We start from the raw sequence: 17,123 nt of genomic DNA on the forward strand, positions 1-17,123 counted from the left end.
ATGCACTTAAAAATCGACGAGATAAAAAAACTCCACCAAAAAAAATACCGCAGTGAACTGGGTTATTTTTTGGTGGAAGGCGAACATCTGATTCTAGAACTGGAAAAAGCGGCAGAGCACAGCGCAGCGCTGCAAAACTGCGAATTATTTGTCACTGAAGGTTATCAGCACTTCGCCAGTCGCTTTACAAAAAATCTGGTTAGCGAAAAAACCATGGCGCAGTTGTCTGATACCAAAACGCCGCAAGGTATTATCGCTGTAGCGCCTATTGCTGATTCTCCGAAACCACTACTTACCAGCGAAAAAGTCATTTACCTCTATGAAGTGCAAGACCCAGGAAATTTAGGGACTATTTTGCGCAGCCTCGCCTGGTTCGGTAACTTCCGCTGCCTGCTCAGCCCCGGCTCGGTGGACCCTTACAATCCCAAAGTAGTTCGCTCCAGTATGGGTGCTATTTTTCATGTGCCTATGGAATTGGATGTGCCACTCGACGCTATCGCCTCACGCTTTAAATCCATCGCCACGCTGGATATGAACGGCAAATCGCTCAGCGATAACAGCTTCACACAGTTTGATTGCTACGTGTTTGGCAACGAAGCGCGCGGTGTGCCACGCGAGGCACTGCAGGCGATGAATGCACAAGCGTTTACCATTGCTGGCTGTGGAGCAATTGAATCGCTGAATTTGGCTTCCGCCGTAAATATGTGTGTGTATGAGCTGAAAAGATAATACTGGCTGCCGCAATGGCAGCCGCGATCAGGAATATTATTTTTCCAGTGACAGGGTTGCCATCAACCCCTTGGAAAGAAGACCGGGAAAAACACTGTGATGGTTTTCACCTTGCAGAACCTCAACCCGCAAACTAAACCCCTCATAATTGCGTGAGCGCAGTTGCTTCTCCATCGCTAACAAATCGGTCACCATTGGATAGTAATCATTTTCCAGTGATCCAACAAACATGGTGACATTCGCCGGTAAACGGCTATGAACTTTGGAAAACGCTTTTTCAAGCGTAAACATAACGCGATTATCGTACCACAGGGATGGGCTTCCAATAATATAGTCGGTGAACAAGTGCGGCTTTTTAAACAAAATATAAGTGCCAAGCAATCCACCGTAGGAATGCCCTACAAAAACGCTCTTTTTTGGATCAATGCGATATTTTTCTTTCAATAAAGGAATGACCTGCCGCTCAATAAAATCGACGTACTCTTTGGCATGCCCGGACGCCATGCGAGCAGTGCTCGAATTCCCATTTTTATCTACCGGTGAAAATGTGGGTGTGTAATCACGTGTACGACTGACCATGCGATCATCACCTTTTGAGTAGGAAATACCAACCACAATCGCCTCTTTAACAACGGCACCTCCCATTAAAGCCATAGCGCCATTGGTAATGGGAAAGGCAAAACTGGTGTCATTGACAATAATAAATGGGTAATGCGCTTTTGTATCCTTATAAGATTTTGGCAACTGAATATACAGTTCGTAATCTTTGTTATTGCTATTGGCATGTATCGCAACCGTTTCAAAAGGTGGATAGCCAAATGGCGGCAACGGGTTTGCATGAACAAAAGTTGATGAGCAGACCGGGACAAGCAATAAACATAATGCAATGACTTTACGAATAAACATGTAATTTCCTTATTTATTATTGATGAGTGATTACACCTGCTTTTTGGAATACCTGATTCAGATATTCCTCATTTTCTGATGGATGGCGCAACTCAGACTCAGGTATGCCTTTACTATTGGCAATAGCAGCTACCCTACCCTGTTTATGAAAAGCGATATTGGGAAAGTTGCGCGCAATAGGATCCTGGTAGGCTTGTTGTGGACTGATAATTTTCCAGTCTTTTTTACGCAAATGTGTAATCAAGTCACCTATAAACAAGGCTGCCGCATCATTTTCATGCAATAGCAGAACATGCTTGGGTGATCTGCCAAGTGTTTTTTGAGCAATAGCATCATAAAACTCAATGGTATCGTACAAGGTATCTACATAAAATTTTCTTGCCCGTTCGTAATTAATCGTTTTCTTATCCTCAGCAGCCTTGGTCAATAGCGCGCCGATATACCAATCAAAATTATCAACGGTGATGTAACCATCTTTATAACCCAGTTCCGTTAGAGATTGCTGCACCGCGATAATCGAAGGTACATCCTTGCCATAATTCATGTAAGGAAAACGATGGTAAGGCAAAAAATGCGGCTGTGATTTCAATAATAAATGCGCTTTATAGACATCAGCAGAATAATCCAAAGGACCGAGTTCACTGGCTGATGAATGACTATAACTATGATTGGCAAGATGAAAACCGGCAGCAGCATATTGTGCAAAGCGCTGTTGTGTCTGTGAATTGATGTTGCCCGCTTTCACAAAAAATAAAGCATCAGGCACTTTGGACTGCACCAGGGCATCAATCAATCGCTGGGTGCGCTCAGCTCCGCTCATTAATGCCGAGTCGGGAGTGGGAGCATCGTCAAAGGTGAGGGCAATTTCGCGGGCATGACAAAATGCACCAAGGAATAGCAATAGTATTGAGGTTAAAGAAAAATGGTTCATCACTGGTCCCGGTTATTATTGATTATTCCAAGGTATTACGAGTTACTGACACGAGCTGCAAAAATAAGTTCCATTATGCCAAGAGGCGGGCTTTCGCAAGTAAAACACCGTAGAATAGCATCTCCGCCAAGCGCCCCAGTCCCCTGTATGAGCTGCTTAGTATCACCTGTGCAGGCCACTCATGACACAATTTCGCGTTCGCTATCAAACCCTTGAGTTCGGTACCACCGATATCCACATTCGCAGTCTGCGCGACAATCAGGAATTCTCTGACGATGATGGCACCGCAGCCGATCTGGGCATTTCATCTGCCAACTGGCCACTTTTTGGCATTATTTGGCCTTCGGGTGAAGTGTTGGCCGATTTAATGGCCGCATTTGATTTTAAGGGGAAACGTATTTTGGAAGTTGGCTGTGGCATAGCACTGGCGAGTTTGATTCTTAATCATCGCCGCGCCGATATAACCGCGACAGACTATCATCCTGGTGTAGAAGATTTCCTTAATAAAAATACCCAATTAAATAAAGACCAACTCATTCCTTTTGTACGCACTGGCTGGAGCGATGCGATTAGTGACCTGGGTTTATTTGATGTCATTATTGGTAGCGATTTATTGTATGAAAGTGAGCACGTGGAGTTACTGGCCGGGTTTATTCATCAGCATGCAGCACCAGAGTGTGAAGTGATTTTAATTGATCCAGGTCGCGGGCATCACGCCAAGTTCAGTAAAAAAATGGTGTCACTGGGTTATTCACATAGCCAAACAAAAACACAAGTACACATTCAGGGGCGCCAGTCATTTAACGGCCAAATACTGCGTTATCAGCGTTAGCGCCTCGGCTCAGTCTGTTTTTAATGGCGGACAATGGTAGCTTTGCTTTATTTCGCCTGCATCAACCGAATGCAAGTACACATCAAACCCCCACAGGCGATGCAGGTGCTTTAATACCTCATTGGTTGATCCCGCCAAAGGTCGACGGTTGTGCATATAGTGATGCAGGGTTAGCGATCGGTCGCCACGCACATCCACATTGTAGACCTGAATATTTGGCTCACGATTCCCTAAATTATATTGTCCCGCCAAATTCTCACGCAGTTTTTTAAAGCCTTTTTCATTATGGATTGCATCAACGCTAATTTTTTCTTGTTGGTCATCATCCACTATGCTGAATAGTTTTAAATCACGCATCACTTTGGGCGATAAGAATTGCAAAATAAAACTTTCATCTTTGAAATTTTTCATCGCGAACTGCAATGTTTCTTTCCAATGTGAACCAGCAATTTCAGGAAACCAGTGCTTATCTTCATTCGTCGGATTTTCACAAATACGACGAATATCACTCATCATCGCAAAACCCAGTGCATAAGGGTTAATCCCACTAAAGTAAGGGTGGTCATAGGCCGGTTGCGCTACCACACTGGTATGTGATTGTAAAAATTCCAGGATAAAACCATCGGTTACATAACCACGGGCATAAAGTTCATTCAGCAAGGTATAGTGCCAAAAAGTAGCCCAACCTTCGTTCATTACCTGGGTTTGGCGCTGGGGGTAAAAATACTGGGCAATTTTGCGCACAATACGGATAATTTCCCGCTGCCAAGGTTCGAGCAATGGTGAGTTTTTCTCCAGAAAATACAAAATGTTTTCCTGTGGTTCCGATGGGTAGCGCGGTACATTTTTTTCAGGGTCTTGCAAAGCCGACTTGGGAATAGTGCGCCACAAATCATTTACATGCTTTTGCAGATATTCCTCACGCTCACTTTGACGGCGTTCCTCCTCATGGGCGGAAATAGGCGATGGCCGCTTGTAGCGATCAACACCGTAATTCATCAAGGCATGGCAGGAATCCAGAATATTCTCAACCTCACTGACCCCGTAGCGCTCTTCGCATTTACTGATGTAATTTTTGGCAAACACCAAGTAATCAATAATCGAACTCGCATCTGTCCAAGTACGAAATAAATAGTTTCCTTTAAAAAAAGAATTGTGCCCATAACAAGCGTGGGCGATAACCAAGGTCTGCATAGTCATGGTATTTTCTTCCATCAAATACGCAATGCAGGGATTGGAGTTAATCACAATTTCATAGGCCAAACCCATTTGGCCACGCTTATAGGAATGCTCCGTACTTAACAGCTGTTTACCATAGGACCAGTGATGATAACCAATAGGCATGCCCACTGAAGAATAGGCATCCATCATTTGTTCAGAGCTAATCACTTCAATTTGATTGGGGTAAGTGTCCAAACTGAATTCAGCAGCCAACTCACCCAGTACTGCATCAACATCCCGGATTAAATCAAAACTCCATTCTGATGTGGTAAACAGTGGTTTTTTCATGCGACCTTCTTATGGAAAAGTTCACGAAAGACGGGGTAGATATCACTCGCATCGCGAATGTGCTGCAGCGCAAAACGCTCGGGGAATTCTGTATGAATCGTATCGTAGGTTTCCCACAGCGCTTGATGTTGGTTTTGTGTAATTTCAATATAAGAAAAGTACTGGCAACTGGGCAGTAATTCATCAACCAGAATATCCCGACACAAATCGGAATCCTCCCCCCAATTGTCACCGTCCGATGCCTGCGCACCGTAAATATTCCAGACTTCTGGCGAATAACGATCCTGGATAATATCCTGCATTAACCGCAAAGCACTGGATACTACAGTGCCGCCAGTTTCACGAGAGTGAAAGAAATCATCTTCATTCACTTCTTTAGCAATAGTGTGGTGGCGAATAAATACAATCTCTGTTTTTTCATAATTTCGCTGCAAGAATAAATACAGCAAAATAAAAAATCGCTTAGCTATATCTTTGGTTGCCTGATCCATGGAACCGGACACATCCATCAAACAAAACATAACGGCTTTGGAGCGGGGAATAGGCTGTTTGATATGCAAATTGTATTTAAGGTCAAAGGTATCCAGCCAAGGAATACGGCCAATGGCTTTCTCCAGCTTGGCAATCGTTGCCAACAGTTCTGTAATACGCGTTGTTTTTGCAGGAGAGTCAGGCTGTTTATCCAGTGCGACCAATTCGGCGTGCAGTTCGTTCAACTGACGCCGTTTACCTGCGGTTAACGCAATACGGCGCATATTGGCAGAGCGCAAGGAGCGAACAATGTTAATGCGCCCTGGTTGCCCCTCATTGGCAATACCTGCACGCACGGTTTTAAATTCCTCCAAGCCCGTTAACTGACGCTTGACCAAGTTGGGCAGCTCCAATCCTTCAAACATAAAATCCAGAAACTCTTCTTGTGACAAGGTAAACGAGAAATCATCTTCTCCCTCACCCGAGTCGCTGGCTTGACCGCCACTCCCCTGCCCTTCACCGCCTTGAGGTCGGGCAATCTTGTCGCCTTCGGAATACTGTTTATTCCCAGGCAATACGCGCTCGTTATACCCGCCCTGACCATGATAAATACTCGGCTCATTGATATCCCGAGTCGGGATACTCACTTTGCCGCCTTTATCTATATCAGTAATTGAACGTTGGTTAACCGCATCAGAGACGGCTTTTTGAATTTGCTGGCGATAGCGCTGTAAAAATCGCTGGCGATTAACTGCGCTTTTATTTTTGGCATTGAGGCGACGATCGATAATGTAACTCATATTTCAACCTTAAGGTTTACTCACCCATTTCGAGCAGCGATTGCCGCGCAAGTTCGCTGCAATCGCTGCCTGATAACCAGTTACTGGGATTTTCTTACTCTCAAATACCACTCGGACAACAAGCGTACTTGTTTTTCCGTATAACCTCGCTCCACCATGCGCTGCACAAAGTCTTGATGTTTCTTTTTGTCCTGCACCGATGCCTTGGCATTGAAGGAAATAACCGGCAATAAATCCTCGGTGTTGGAGAACATTTTTTTCTCAATCACAATGCGCAACTTTTCATAGCTGCGCCAATCCGGGTTTTTACCCGCATTATTGGCTTTTGCACGCAATACAAAGTTAACAATTTCGTTGCGGAAATCTTTTGGATTGCTAATGCCTGCCGGTTTTTCAATTTTCTCCAGCTCATCATTTAGTGAAGCGCGATTGAGGATTTCACCAGTTTCATGATCACGATATTCCTGATCCTGAATCCAGAAATCCGCATAGGTGACGTAGCGATCAAAAATATTTTGACCGTATTCCGCATAGGACTCCAGATAGGCGGTTTGAATTTCTTTGCCAATAAAGTCTACATACTTGGGCGAAATGTATTCTTTTAAGGCATTCAGGTATTTATCTTGCACCTCTTTGGGGAACTGTTCCTGCTCAATTTGCTGCTCCAACACATACATTAAATGCACGGGGTTAGCGGCAATCTCGGTAGGATCAAAGTTAAATACTTTGGATAAAATTTTAAATGCAAAACGGGTGGAAAGCCCGGTCATGCCTTCATCGACCCCGGCCGCATCTTTGTACTCTTGTAGCGATTTAGCACGCGGGTCGGTATCCTTCAGGTTTTCCCCGTCGTAGATGCGCATTTTGGAAAAGATATTAGAGTTTTCCGGCTCCTTGATGCGCGACAGCACCGTAAACTGCGCAAGCATGCGTAACGTATCCGGGGCGCAGGGCGCCTTGGAGAGAGAGCTGTTTTGCAAAAGCTTCTCGTAAATTTTCATTTCCTCTGTCACGCGTAAACAGTAAGGCACTTTGACGATATAAACCCGATCAATAAAGGCCTCATTGTTTTTGTTGTTGCGAAAATTTTGCCATTCAGATTCATTGGAGTGAGCCAGAATAATGCCATCAAATGGAATCGCTCCCAGTCCTTCTGTGCTGTTGTAATTGCCTTCCTGAGTTGCGGTTAATAATGGGTGCAACACTTTAATGGGAGCCTTGAACATCTCCACAAATTCCATCAACCCCTGATTAGCACGGCACAAACCGCCGCTGAAGCTATAGGCATCAGGATCATTTTGGGGAAACTCTTCCAACTGGCGAATATCTACCTTACCCACCAGCGACGAGATATCCTGGTTATTCTCATCTCCCGGCTCTGTTTTGGTAATGGCAATTTGCTCAAGGATAGAGGGATACACTTTCACTACCTTAAACTGGGTGATATCTCCATGAAATTCTTTAAGGCGTTTTGCTGCCCAAGGCGACATAATGGTTTTTAAGTAACGACGCTGAATGCCGTAATCCTCTTCCAGGATCTTTCCGTCTTCATCAGCATTAAATAAGCCAAGCGGTGACTCAAAAACCGGCGAGCCTTTAATGCAATAGATGGGCATTTTTTCCATGAGGGATTTAAGCATTTCTGCCAGCGATGACTTACCACCGCCTACCGGGCCAAGTAGATAAAGGATTTGCTTCTTTTCTTCCAAGCCTTGTGCAGCATGTTTAAAGAAGGACACTATCTGCTGGATAGCCTCTTCCATGCCATAAAATTCGTTAAAGACCTTATAACGCTTCATCATCTTGTTAGAAAAAATTCGACTGAGGCGCGGGTCTTGTGAGGTATCGACCATCTCGGGTTCACCGATGGCCATTAGCATGCGTTCAGCAGCGGAGGCATAAACGCTTGGATCTTTTTTGCAGAGTTCCAAATACTCCTGAATACTTAACTCTTCCTGCTGTGTCGTTTCGAAACGCTCGCGGTAATGACTAAAAATACTCATGATCTACCTCGGGTTAGCAACTTAAGCGGCAAAAGACAGACAATTAAACCATTAACAAAATTCCACCCTAAAGGACATTAAATACCTGATTGATTCATACTACTAAGCATAGCCTCAAAATTTACAAGCACTCAATGCAATAACAAATTATTGACTCGTATCTCGCTAGAATTTTACACTCAAAAAACGCGCCAACTGCTCGTAAAATTTAATGATTATTTTTAAACAAAAGTAAATTGAGCCTATTTATTGGCATAGAGGCGCAACATTTATAAACCTATTCATATATACGCAGGTTTTTCAAAATAGGATTTCATGATTTCACTTCACTGGTTAGATTCCAACACCCTCTGGTTCCCAGATCCCTCACAGGCATTAGACGAGCCGGATGGCCTGCTCGCGGCGGGGGGCGACTTATCGCCCGAACGCATTTTAGCGGCTTACCACAAGGGCATATTCCCCTGGTTCAATCCCGGCGACCCGATACTCTGGTGGAGCCCAAATCCACGCACTGTCGTATTTCCAGCACAATTACATATTTCCAAAAGCTTGCGCAAAACCCTGCGCAAGGGTAACTACCGTGTCAGCTTTGACTGCTGCTTTGAGACAGTCATGCGGGCTTGCGCTGCACCACGGCCTTATGCCGATGGCACTTGGATCAGTGAAGACATTATTGCCGGTTACTGCGCCTTGCATCAGCGCGGTTATGCTCATTCGATCGAGGTCTGGCACGAAGATGAATTGGTCGGCGGGCTGTACGGCATTGCATTAGGGCGAGTATTCTTTGGAGAGTCGATGTTCAGTCGCGCCGATAACGCCTCAAAAGTAGGCTTTGCCCACCTGGTTCGCCAGTTGCGCGCCTGGGACTTTCAATTAATTGACTGTCAGGTCGCTAATGATCATTTGTTTAGTTTGGGGGCAGTTGAAATCCCACGTGATGAATTCCAGCAAATGCTGATAAACTTTACACAGGAACCTGCAGTTTATTCTTTGCCCTGGTCAACGCTGGCGATTGAACGCTGGGAATAATACCGATCTGCGCGAGGCAATCATGTCCGACCTCTCAACCCTCAAACTATTTGCCACCCAACCTCACCCATGCAGCTATTTGGAAGGGCAAGAAGCCACCACCGTTTTTGTTGATCCGGCAGCAGAAATAAATCCCTCACTTTATACCCAGCTTTCGCAGTTAGGATTTCGCCGCAGCGGTGCGCACCTATATCGCCCGCAATGCTTGCGCTGCCAAGCCTGTGTATCCTGTCGTATTCCCGTCAGGTTATTTAAAGCCAATCGTTCACAACGCCGCTGTTTACAGCAAAACAGCGATATTTCGCTGCATATCACCGACAACATTAATACTGAAGAACACTACGCACTCTATGCCCGCTACATTGAAAGCCGCCATCAAAGTGGTGATATGTATCCGCCATCATTGGAGCAATACACAGCATTTCTAACCAGCGAATGGGGTATTACCCAATTTATTGAGCTGAGATTGGCGGGAACACTTATTGGGGTCTGTGTGTGCGATCAGTTGGGAGATGGCCTCTCGGCTGTTTATACCTTTTACGAGGCAGGGCTTGAACAGCGCAGCTTGGGCAAATTCGCCATACTCGCGCAAATTGAAAAAGCGCGTAGCATGAACCTAGATTATGTCTACCTGGGTTATTGGATAAAGGAATGCGACAAGATGAAATACAAAATTCAATACCGCCCGCTGGAGCTATTAATTAACCGCCGCTGGATGCGCCTTAACTGAGCCGCGCACTCCTTCACGCCGATCCTTACGGGATTCTGTTCATATTTGCAGCGAAGCTACCGGATAATTCACTCAAAAACCGCCTTTTCTGGGCTTTCCCCTTGGCGCCGCTGGTTAATTAAGGCACAATTCACGCCTATTTTTTTACCCCCCTCCTGTCGCGCCCTGCGATGGGCAAGAACTATCGAAAACCTGAGGAAACTGCCGCATGGCAAAAGACGATTGCATTGAATTTGAAGGCGAAGTGGTTGATACCCTGCCCAACACTACCTTCCGTGTAAAACTGGAAAATGGACATGTGGTTATTGCACACATCTCCGGCAAGATGCGCAAAAACTACATCCGCATTCTTACTGGCGACAAGGTCAAGGTTGAGATGACTCCCTATGACCTGACCAAAGGCCGTATTACTTACCGCGCTCGTTAATTGCGACAATCCTGCCCAACCTGCAGGACGCATAAAAACCAGTGAGCCAGAAACAAAAAAGCCGCAATCTGCGGCTTTTTTGTTATTTCGTTGAGCAAACCAGATCAGGCCGGTTGTGCATGCTTGGCATTAACCACAATGGTCAATTTGTCTTCTACCGCATCCACATCCACCGTTACCGTACCGCCGCCATGGGATAAAGAGCCAAACAGGATCTCCTCTGCCATTGGCTTTTTCAGCTTGTCCTGAATCAGGCGAGCCATGGGACGTGCCCCCATTTTTACATCGTAACCGTGAATCGCCAGCCATTCGCGCGCCGCATCGCTAATATCGAGCGTAACGTGCTTGTCATCCAACTGGGTTTGCAACTCCATCAAGAACTTATCGACCACTGTTTTAATGGTGTTCAAAGTGAGCGATGCAAACTGCACAATGGCATCCAGACGGTTGCGGAACTCTGGCGTGAACATCTTCTTGATTGCTTCCATACCATCCGTAGTGTGATCCTGATGAGTAAAGCCGATAGATGCACGACTCATCACCTCAGCACCTGCGTTGGTAGTCATAATCAAAATCACATTACGGAAATCGGCTTTGCGGCCATTGTTGTCGGTAAGGCTGCCGTGATCCATCACTTGCAACAGCAAGTTAAAGACTTCCGGATGCGCCTTCTCGATTTCATCGAGCAACAACACGCAATGTGGCTGCTTGGTGATGGCATCAGTTAACAACCCGCCCTGATCAAAGCCGACATAGCCCGGTGGCGCACCAATTAAACGCGACACGGTATGGCGCTCCATGTACTCCGACATATCAAAACGAATTAGCTCCATGCCCATACATTGTGCCAACTGGCGGCAAACTTCCGTTTTACCCACACCAGTGGGGCCTGCAAACAGGAAGGAACCAATGGGCTTTTCTGCCGAACCCAAGCCTGCGCGTGACAGTTTGATAGCAGTAGAAAGCGTGTCAATTGCCTCGTCCTGACCAAAAACGGTCATTTTCAGATTTTGATCCAGCTTACGCAGCTGCTCCTTATCTGAAGAGGACACGCTTTTTGGGGGAATACGTGCAATTTTGGCGACCACATTTTCCACATCGGTAACACCGATGGTTTTCTTACGCTTACTCGGTGTTTGCAACTGTTGATATGCACCAGCCTCATCGATCACATCGATGGCTTTATCCGGCAAGAAACGATCATTGATATAACGTTCCGCCAGTTCTGCTGCCGCACGCAATGCCGCATCGGTATAACGCAAGTTGTGGTGCTTTTCGAAACGACTCTTCAAGCCTTTCAAAATTTGATAAGTCTCATCAACCGAAGGTTCGTTGACATCCACTTTTTGGAAGCGACGCGAAAGGGCGCGATCCTTATCAAAAATACCGCGGTATTCCTGGTAAGTCGTTGATCCCATGCAGCGAATTTCACCGGATGACAGCAAAGGCTTCAGCAAGTTAGACGCGTCCATCACACCGCCTGACGCCGCACCGGCACCAATAATGGTGTGGATTTCATCGATAAACAAAATTGAATTCTTTTGCTTTTTTAACTCATTCAGCAAACTTTTGAAGCGTTTCTCAAAGTCACCACGGTATTTGGTACCCGCCAATAAGGCACCCAAATCCAATGAGTAAACAACACTGTCCGCCAGGGTTTCCGGTACATCACCATCTACTATGCGTTTTGCCAGCCCTTCTGCGATAGCTGTTTTACCCACGCCTGACTCACCCACCAGCAGTGGATTGTTTTTGCGACGACGGGCAAGAATCTGGCAGACACGCTCCACTTCAAACTCACGACCAACCAAGGGATCAATACGCCCTTGCATGGCAGCTTCATTCAAATTGCTCGCAAAGTTTTCCAATGGACTTTGTGCACTGGATTCTCCGCTAACGGATTCTTCATCCTGATTTTCTTGCGGAGCCTGATGGTCATGACTGTGATCGCTATTGCCACTGACTTTGTGGATACCGTGCGTGATGTAATTAACCACATCAATGCGCGCAATACTTTGTTGCTTCAGGTAATAAACTGCCTGGCTTTCCTGCTCACTGAAAATAGCAACCAGTACGTTGGCGCCGGTGACTTCTTGCTTACCGGAGGATTGGACATGAAATACAGCGCGTTGCAAAACACGCTGGAAACCCAGTGTTGGTTGGGTTTCGCGCTCGGAATCATGCTCGGGGATTAATGGGGTGGTGGAATCGACAAATTCGATCAGCTCTTTGCGCAAACTGATTAAATCGGCTCCGCACGCACGCAGCACATTCGCAGCCGAATCATTGTCGATGAGCGCTAACAGTAAGTGCTCAACCGTCATAAATTCGTGACGCTTGGAGCGCGCACCTTTGAAAGCAAGATTTAAGGTTACTTCCAGATCTTTACTTAACATTGCGCTTACCCTCTTCTAACCAACAAATTTAAAATCTTCTCGCAACGGCTATGACCTTATCTAAGCTGCCACTAGCTGAACAAGGTCTGAACATGGCGGTAAATCGCCTTAATCACTGTCCTCGACTGGCTCTATTTCACACAGCAGCGGATGCTGATTCTCTCTTGCATATTGATTCACTTGCGCCGCTTTAGTTTCAGCGATATCACGAGTATAGATGCCACACACTGCTTTGCCGTGAACATGTACTGTTAACATCACATGAGTCGCTTTTTCTCGCGACATGGAAAAAAACACTTCCAATATTTCCACTACAAAATCCATCGGAGTGTAGTCGTCGTTTAACAGCATCACCTTATACATAGGCGGCCGTTTTAACTTGGGCTTTTCCGTTAAAACGGCAAGGCCACCATCCGACTCATCGACAGATTTGTCGTCGTCTTTAGCTAAGGTTAGTTGAAGGTTTTGCAGATTGCCCATAGAGATTCAATACAAAATAAAAATGATTGGTCGACAAGCCGCATTGTACCCCATTGGCATAACAAGCCCTAATTACTGATGATACGGATAAGCGCTTGACTTTGGGTCAAATGTTGGATAAAAAAAGACCGCCTGCGTATGCAAATACGTCATTTTGTGCAGCTCAGACCTGATTTAATCAAATCGAGATTGCACAAACAGGTTTTCATTGGGAATAGCACACCAAGTCCATACCCCCAGGCGTCATTAGGCCCCGGGAAAATAATAACGATAGCGGTACCGATTATTGTCAGGTATTGCGCGGACAGAAGGATTCAATCATGCCTACAGGCACAGTTAAGTGGTTCAATAACGCAAAAGGTTACGGTTTTATCCTAGCGGATGAAGGCGGCGAAGATCTCTTTGCACACTACTCAGCAATTTCAATGGACGGCTACAAGACTCTCAAGGCGGGCCAAGCGGTTAGCTTTGAGATCACCAAAGGTGATAAGGGCCTGCATGCCGTCAACATTACGGCCCCCGAAAACGCAGCGCAATCGGCCAGTCATAACACCACTGCCGTTCCCGCCTAGGCGGGAACAAGTAGCACACCATAAAAAAGCCCTCCGTATTACTACGGAGGGCTTTTCGTGTTGCTATGACGCCGGTTATTACACCAAGCTTGCCAATATTGCATTGAATGTGGCGCTTGGACGCAAAGCAGCAGAAGCCTTGTTCACATCGGGGCGGTAGTAACCACCCAAATCAACAGGCTTGCCAGAGGCCGCTTTCAGCTCATCAACGATTTTGGCTTCGTTTTCAGTCAGTGCTTTGGCAACTGGCGCAAACTGGGCTTGCAGTGTGGCATCGTCCGTTTGTGCTGCCAGCGCTTGTGCCCAATACAACGCCAGGTAGAAATGGCTACCGCGGTTGTCCAGCTCACCAGCTGCACGACCGGGAGATTTGTTCTCATCGAGGAATTTACCGTTGGCCTGATCCAGCGTCTTGGCGAAGACTTTTGCTTTGGCGTTGTGGGTCACATTACCAAAATGATCCAATGATTCAGCCAGTGCCAGGAATTCACCAAGGGAATCCCAGCGCAAATGCCCTTCTTCCACGAATTGCTGTACGTGTTTTGGTGCAGAACCGCCAGCGCCGGTTTCAAATAAACCACCACCATTCATCAGAGGAACAATAGACAGCATCTTGGCAGATGTACCCAGCTCCATAATCGGGAACAAGTCAGTGAGGTAATCGCGTAGTACGTTACCGGTCACAGAGATAGTGTCTTTACCGGCACGGATACGGTCAAGTGAGTATTGAATCGCCTCTTCCGGGGTTTTGATGTAGATCTCAAGGCCGCTGGTATCGTGATCTTTCAGGTAGGTATTTACCTTGGTGATCAATTGGGCATCGTGAGCGCGTTTTGGGTCCAACCAGAATACGGCAGGAGTATTAGAGGCGCGAGCACGGTTGACGGCCAGCTTCACCCAGTCCTGGATAGGCGCATCTTTCACTTGGCAAGCACGGAAAATATCACCCTGTTCAACGGCTTGCTCGATCAGCACTTTACCTGCTGCATCCACAATGCGTACAACACCATCAGTAGGGATTTGGAAGGTCTTGTCGTGTGAACCGTACTCTTCAGCCGCTTGTGCCATCAGGCCAACGTTAGGCACGCTACCCATAGTCGTTGGGTTGAATGCGCCATGCTTCTTACAATCGTCGATAACGACTTGGTAGATGCCAGCGTAGCAGCGATCAGGAATACAGGCTTTGGTGTCTTGCAACTTGCCTTCGGTATTCCACATTTTGCCGGAATCACGAATCATTGCTGGCATAGAGGCGTCAACAATTACGTCGCTTGGTACATGCAGGTTGGTGATGCCCTTATCAGAATTCACCATCGCTAATGCTGGACGAGTTGCGTACAGCGCTTTAATGTCGCCTTCGATTTCCGCTTGTTTGTCAGCAGGCAGGGATTTGATTTTGGCGTAGAGATCGCCCAAACCGTTGTTCAAATCCACACCCAACTCGCCCAATACCGTAGCGTGTTTTTCCAATACTGGTGCGTAGAACACAGAGACGAAGTGACCGAAGATAATCGGGTCAGACACTTTCATCATGGTGGCTTTCAGATGCACCGACAGCAACACACCTTTGTTTTTTGCGTCTTCAATTTGCTCAGCGATATAGGTGCGCAACGCTTTTTTGCTCAGCACAGAGGCATCGATAATTTCGCCCGCCAACACTTTGGTGCTTTCTTTCAACACTTTGGTGCTGCCGTCTTTGGCAACCAGTTCGATTTTTACTACGCCAGCGTCAGCAATCAACGCCGACTTTTCGCTGCCGTAAAAATCACCAGCGTTCATGTGAGATACGTGGGATTTGGAGTCTGCAGACCAGGCACCCATTTTGTGTGGGTTCTTGCGCGCATAATTTTTCACAGACAAAGGCGCACGGCGATCCGAGTTACCTTCGCGCAGTACCGGGTTTACGGCAGAACCTTTGATTTTGTCGTAGCGCGCTTTTGCGTCTTTCTCGGCATCGGTGCCTGGCACTTCAGGGTAATCAGGCAGGTCATAACCTTGGGATTGCAATTCTTTGATTGCGGCCTTCAATTGCGGAATAGAGGCACTGATATTAGGCAGCTTGATAATGTTGGCTTCCGGGGTGGTCGCCAGTTGGCCCAGCTCGGCCAGGTGATCGCCAATACGTTGGGCGTCAGTCAAACGCTCGGGAAATGCAGCAATGATACGGCCAGAAAGCGAAATATCGCGGGTTTCTATGGCAATGCCGGAGGTTTTGGTAAAGGACTGAACGATGGGGAGTAAAGAATAGGTTGCTAAGGCAGGTGCTTCGTCGGTTTGGGTGTAGATAATTTTGGAATCGGTCATTTTTTACGTTTACTCCGTTAAGGCAGGCGGCGAAAGCCGAGGAAACCCGCCAACGGAAAACGCCGACACGGCACCCTCGTACAAGAAAACATGGACATGTAAGTCCTAAAAAATCGCGCGCAGTATAACAGTGCTGTAAACTTTTCGCATTCGGAGATATGCCTATCTCCACCCGATCCACTCTTGATGTCAGATGTATCCATGGCTGTTTTAGTGCTTTTTAACAAACCTTTTGGTGTTTTATCCCAATTTACTGATGGGGATAATCGTCCCACATTGGCGCAGTACATTAAATTACCCAATGTTTACCCCGCCGGACGGCTGGATCATGATTCAGAGGGTTTGCTGTTGCTTACCGATGACGGCGACCTGCAGCATTACATTAGCCACCCCGCGCACAAACAGCCCAAAACCTATTGGGTACAGGTAGAGGGAGCGCCCAATAGCTATGCGCTGACCAAACTGCGCCAGGGCGTGGAGCTGAACGACGGGATGACCCAACCGGCAGAAGTGCGCCTGATTCCCACCCCCAAACTATGGGAGCGGGTACCTCCTATTCGGGAGCGCGCCAATATTCCCACCCAATGGCTGGAAATTGTGATCACAGAAGGACGCAACCGCCAGGTGCGTCGTATGACGGCGGCGGTCGGTCACCCTACCCTGCGATTGGTGCGCGTTAAAATCGGCAATTGGACGCTGGAGGGAATTGAACAGGGTAAATACAAGACAGAAACCGTTAATGTACCTAAAACGGCCATTAAACCGGCAGGCAGGGCAAATCCGCGCCACAAAACCAACAACCAACGCACCGCCCAGCATAAACCCACCAGTAATCGCCCAGTACCAGACGGCGACAAACGCAACAGACCTGCACCGGCAGGTGCCAGAAGTAGCGGTTCAGGCAAGCCGCAAAAATCCTCATCAGCAGGGCCAAAACCAGTCGTGACTAAAGCACCCACTAAAACCCTGGTGATTCAAAAACCCAAACGCAAACTGGACCTGGA

The 17,123-nt window shown here is 46.9% G+C and carries 14 protein-coding genes and 1 pseudogene; 7 read left to right on the forward strand and 8 right to left on the reverse strand.

From position 1 onward, the window contains the following. A complete protein-coding gene (locus B0D95_RS08380) occupies window positions 1-729 on the forward strand; it encodes an RNA methyltransferase (protein ID WP_078043478.1) in 729 nt (242 codons plus the stop codon). 36 nt (window positions 730-765) lie between these two features. Here B0D95_RS08380 and B0D95_RS08385 read toward each other — a convergent pair whose 3' ends face one another. Beyond that, entirely contained in the window at window positions 766-1,635 is an 870-nt protein-coding gene (locus B0D95_RS08385; RefSeq protein WP_078043479.1) for an alpha/beta hydrolase, read from the reverse strand. Window positions 1,636-1,651: 16 nt separating this feature from the next. After that, window positions 1,652-2,566, reverse strand: a complete 915-nt coding sequence (locus tag B0D95_RS08390; RefSeq protein ID WP_078043480.1) for a polysaccharide deacetylase family protein — start codon at window positions 2,564-2,566, stop codon at window positions 1,652-1,654. Between the two features lie 181 nt (window positions 2,567-2,747). Between B0D95_RS08390 and B0D95_RS08395 the strand changes: the two genes are divergently transcribed. Next, the gene (locus B0D95_RS08395) at window positions 2,748-3,398 is read left to right on the forward strand and encodes a methyltransferase (protein WP_078043481.1); all 651 of its coding nucleotides are present in this window, start codon (window positions 2,748-2,750) and stop codon (window positions 3,396-3,398) included. 9 nt (window positions 3,399-3,407) lie between these two features. Here the strand turns inward: B0D95_RS08395 and B0D95_RS08400 are convergent, their stop codons facing one another. From B0D95_RS08400 to B0D95_RS08410, 3 genes are all read right to left on the reverse strand, one after another. Continuing rightward, window positions 3,408-4,907, reverse strand: coding sequence for a SpoVR family protein (locus tag B0D95_RS08400; RefSeq protein ID WP_078043482.1), 1,500 nt, complete (start codon window positions 4,905-4,907; stop codon window positions 3,408-3,410). Beyond that, window positions 4,904-6,178, reverse strand: a complete 1,275-nt coding sequence (locus B0D95_RS08405) for a YeaH/YhbH family protein (RefSeq protein ID WP_078043483.1) — start codon at window positions 6,176-6,178, stop codon at window positions 4,904-4,906. The genes B0D95_RS08400 and B0D95_RS08405 overlap by 4 nt, the downstream gene beginning before the upstream one ends. Before the next feature lie 80 nt (window positions 6,179-6,258). Then, the gene (locus B0D95_RS08410; RefSeq protein ID WP_078043484.1) at window positions 6,259-8,181 is read right to left on the reverse strand and encodes a PrkA family serine protein kinase; all 1,923 of its coding nucleotides are present in this window, start codon (window positions 8,179-8,181) and stop codon (window positions 6,259-6,261) included. 315 nt (window positions 8,182-8,496) lie between these two features. Between B0D95_RS08410 and aat the strand changes: the two genes are divergently transcribed. The 3 genes from aat to infA all read left to right on the forward strand — a co-directional run bounded on the left by aat (window position 8,497) and on the right by infA (window position 10,367). Next, a complete protein-coding gene (aat, locus tag B0D95_RS08415) occupies window positions 8,497-9,210 on the forward strand; it encodes a leucyl/phenylalanyl-tRNA--protein transferase (protein WP_078043485.1) in 714 nt (237 codons plus the stop codon). Window positions 9,211-9,232: 22 nt separating this feature from the next. After that, on the forward strand, window positions 9,233-9,940 hold the full coding sequence (locus B0D95_RS08420; RefSeq protein ID WP_078043486.1) for an arginyltransferase: 708 nt from the start codon (window positions 9,233-9,235) through the stop codon (window positions 9,938-9,940). Between the two features lie 208 nt (window positions 9,941-10,148). Beyond that, window positions 10,149-10,367 (forward strand): translation initiation factor IF-1, encoded by a 219-nt coding sequence (infA, locus tag B0D95_RS08425; RefSeq protein WP_007643841.1) that lies wholly within the window; start codon window positions 10,149-10,151, stop codon window positions 10,365-10,367. Window positions 10,368-10,471: 104 nt separating this feature from the next. Here infA and clpA read toward each other — a convergent pair whose 3' ends face one another. Next, window positions 10,472-12,763 (reverse strand): ATP-dependent Clp protease ATP-binding subunit ClpA, encoded by a 2,292-nt coding sequence (gene clpA, locus B0D95_RS08430; RefSeq protein WP_078043487.1) that lies wholly within the window; start codon window positions 12,761-12,763, stop codon window positions 10,472-10,474. 108 nt (window positions 12,764-12,871) lie between these two features. After that, window positions 12,872-13,243, reverse strand: coding sequence for an ATP-dependent Clp protease adapter ClpS (gene clpS, locus B0D95_RS08435; protein ID WP_078043488.1), 372 nt, complete (start codon window positions 13,241-13,243; stop codon window positions 12,872-12,874). Between the two features lie 320 nt (window positions 13,244-13,563). Between clpS and cspD the strand changes: the two genes are divergently transcribed. After that, window positions 13,564-13,815: a cold shock domain-containing protein CspD gene (gene cspD / locus B0D95_RS08440; protein ID WP_078043489.1), complete on the forward strand. Its 252-nt coding sequence runs from the start codon at window positions 13,564-13,566 to the stop codon at window positions 13,813-13,815. 78 nt (window positions 13,816-13,893) lie between these two features. On the opposite strand, the gene B0D95_RS08445 is transcribed toward cspD, so the two are convergent. After that, entirely contained in the window at window positions 13,894-16,119 is a 2,226-nt protein-coding gene (locus tag B0D95_RS08445) for an NADP-dependent isocitrate dehydrogenase (protein WP_078043490.1), read from the reverse strand. A gap of 201 nt (window positions 16,120-16,320) precedes the next feature. Here B0D95_RS08445 and B0D95_RS08450 point away from each other — a divergent pair. After that, window positions 16,321-16,923: pseudogene (locus B0D95_RS08450) on the forward strand (pseudouridine synthase); the annotation flags it as partial. Window positions 16,924-17,123 lie beyond the last annotated feature (200 nt).

This window comes from Cellvibrio sp. PSBB023 (genome assembly GCF_002007605.1).
In the GTDB taxonomy this organism is placed as follows: Bacteria; Pseudomonadota; Gammaproteobacteria; order Pseudomonadales; family Cellvibrionaceae; genus Cellvibrio.

Bases quoted from the DNA above. Each gene is read 5' to 3' on its own strand.
- B0D95_RS08380 (WP_078043478.1), top strand. From the start codon at position 1: ATGCACTTAAAAATCGACGAGATAAAAAAACTCCACCAAAAAAAATAC.
- B0D95_RS08385 (WP_078043479.1), bottom strand. From the start codon at position 1,635: ATGTTTATTCGTAAAGTCATTGCATTATGTTTATTGCTTGTCCCGGTC.
- B0D95_RS08390 (WP_078043480.1), bottom strand. From the start codon at position 2,566: ATGAACCATTTTTCTTTAACCTCAATACTATTGCTATTCCTTGGTGCA.
- B0D95_RS08395 (WP_078043481.1), top strand. From the start codon at position 2,748: ATGACACAATTTCGCGTTCGCTATCAAACCCTTGAGTTCGGTACCACC.
- B0D95_RS08400 (WP_078043482.1), bottom strand. From the start codon at position 4,907: ATGAAAAAACCACTGTTTACCACATCAGAATGGAGTTTTGATTTAATC.
- B0D95_RS08405 (WP_078043483.1), bottom strand. From the start codon at position 6,178: ATGAGTTACATTATCGATCGTCGCCTCAATGCCAAAAATAAAAGCGCA.
- B0D95_RS08410 (WP_078043484.1), bottom strand. From the start codon at position 8,181: ATGAGTATTTTTAGTCATTACCGCGAGCGTTTCGAAACGACACAGCAG.
- aat (WP_078043485.1), top strand. From the start codon at position 8,497: ATGATTTCACTTCACTGGTTAGATTCCAACACCCTCTGGTTCCCAGAT.
- B0D95_RS08420 (WP_078043486.1), top strand. From the start codon at position 9,233: ATGTCCGACCTCTCAACCCTCAAACTATTTGCCACCCAACCTCACCCA.
- infA (WP_007643841.1), top strand. From the start codon at position 10,149: ATGGCAAAAGACGATTGCATTGAATTTGAAGGCGAAGTGGTTGATACC.
- clpA (WP_078043487.1), bottom strand. From the start codon at position 12,763: ATGTTAAGTAAAGATCTGGAAGTAACCTTAAATCTTGCTTTCAAAGGT.
- clpS (WP_078043488.1), bottom strand. From the start codon at position 13,243: ATGGGCAATCTGCAAAACCTTCAACTAACCTTAGCTAAAGACGACGAC.
- cspD (WP_078043489.1), top strand. From the start codon at position 13,564: ATGCCTACAGGCACAGTTAAGTGGTTCAATAACGCAAAAGGTTACGGT.
- B0D95_RS08445 (WP_078043490.1), bottom strand. From the start codon at position 16,119: ATGACCGATTCCAAAATTATCTACACCCAAACCGACGAAGCACCTGCC.